The organism is Methylorubrum zatmanii (assembly GCF_014845115.1).
Classification (GTDB): domain Bacteria; phylum Pseudomonadota; class Alphaproteobacteria; order Rhizobiales; family Beijerinckiaceae; genus Methylobacterium; species Methylobacterium zatmanii.
In genome coordinates this window covers 1-1,529 of sequence record NZ_NKUI01000352.1, presented here as the reverse complement: position 1 = coordinate 1,529, position 1,529 = coordinate 1, and the positions used below count along the sequence as shown (strand labels likewise).

The following is a 1,529-nucleotide window of genomic DNA, read 5'->3' as shown; positions in this document are numbered from 1 at the left end:
CGGCGGCGGACGCTCGGACAGGGCGAGAATCGCATCGACGAGATCGTCGATATAGGTGAAGTCGCGCTCCGCCGCGCCCTCGCCGAAGACCTCGATCGGCTCGCCGGCCAGGATCTTCGCGGTGAACAGGAACAGCGCCATGTCCGGCCGGCCCCACGGCCCGTAGACGGTGAAGAAGCGGAACGCCGTCGTCGGCACCCGGAACAGGTGGGCGTAGGAATGCGCCATGGCCTCGTTGGCGAGCTTCGAGGCGGCGTAGAGGGTGAGCGGCGACACCGCCCGGTCGGTCTCACGGAACGGCACGCTGGCATTACCGCCATAGGCCGAGCTGGTGGAGGCGACGAGCAGGTGCCTGACCGGATGGGCGCGGACCGCCTCCAGCAGATTGGCGAAGCCGACGAGGTTCGCCTCGACATAGGCGCCGGGCTCGATCAGGCTGTAGCGGACGCCGGCCTGCGCGGCGAGGTGGAAGACGAGATCGGGCTTGGTGCGCGCCATCACGTCGAGCAGCGCGCCGGGCGTTTCGAGCCGCCCTTCGATCTCTTCGAAGCCGGGATGATGCGCAAGCTGCCCGTGGCGGGCTCGCTTGAGCGCGACGTCGTAGTAGGGCGAGAACCCGTCGAAACCCGTCACGGTATGGCCCGCCGCCAGCAGCCGCTGGCTCAACGCATGGCCGATGAAACCGGCCGAACCGGTGACGAGAGCGTGCATGCGGAGGCCTCAGGCGCGCGGTTTGTCCGACGATGGCCGGATATCCTCGCCGCCGCCGTGTCGCAAGGAAGCGTCGGCGGGGCGGTTGCTGCTTTCCGGGGGATCCTTCCGGGAGAGCCTGCTTCCAGCGCGGACCTGTCGCGCCGTCGTAGGGCTTGTTTAACGGGGAATCGGGTTTACTTACACCAGACTATCAGCCGACTTACGCTCCATCCGCGTCCGCGATGCCGGTCCCGTCTTCTCGGCAGGCTCCGAACGACGTCGCCTCAGCCGGAGCGAAAGTCCGGCCGAGATCTCTCAACCGAGCTGTCGGGCGCGGCGTCGCCCTCGCTCGGGTACAGCTAAACCGAACACCGAGTGTCCGCCCGATGAACCAGCTTTTCCGCCTGCCGCAAGCCGGCGAGGCCAATGCGATTGCCGAGCCCTCCCCCGATCTCCGTGTCCCCTTCGCGCAATCCGGCACCTTCGTCTGCAAGTTCATCATCGGCGAGCCGAGCGATCAGGCTGTCTGCTGCGGCGCTCCCGTGGCCGATGGCAAGAGCTGGTGCGCTTATCACCGCCGCATCGTGTTCGAGCCTGCCCGCCCCGGCCGGATCCGCTGACACGGCGGCTTGACGGGCCGATCCCGTCTCGTCTTCCCGCCAAGCCCGGCGGAGCCAGTTTATCGACAACCCCGTAACGGTGCCCGCCCCTGCGAGTGCCGTTTTGCGCGTTGTGCCATCCGATGCCGCGAGTGCCCCTATTCCGGGTCGAACGCGTCCGGTTCCCATGGGCCGCTCCCGGCATAGCCCGGCGGAAAGGTTGCGCCGCGCCAGCGC

At 68.1% G+C, this 1,529-nt stretch carries 2 protein-coding genes; one reads left to right on the top strand and one right to left on the bottom strand.

All coding sequences use genetic code 11. The features are described 5' to 3' along the window. A partial coding sequence (locus MZTS_RS24680) for an NAD-dependent epimerase/dehydratase family protein (protein WP_192285962.1) occupies positions 1-711 on the bottom strand: 711 nt, incomplete at its 3' end. A gap of 368 nt (positions 712-1,079) precedes the next feature. Here MZTS_RS24680 and MZTS_RS24675 point away from each other — a divergent pair. Then, complete coding sequence (locus MZTS_RS24675) at positions 1,080-1,313, top strand: hypothetical protein (RefSeq protein ID WP_192285960.1); 234 nt, start codon at positions 1,080-1,082, stop codon at positions 1,311-1,313. Positions 1,314-1,529: the final 216 nt, after the last annotated feature.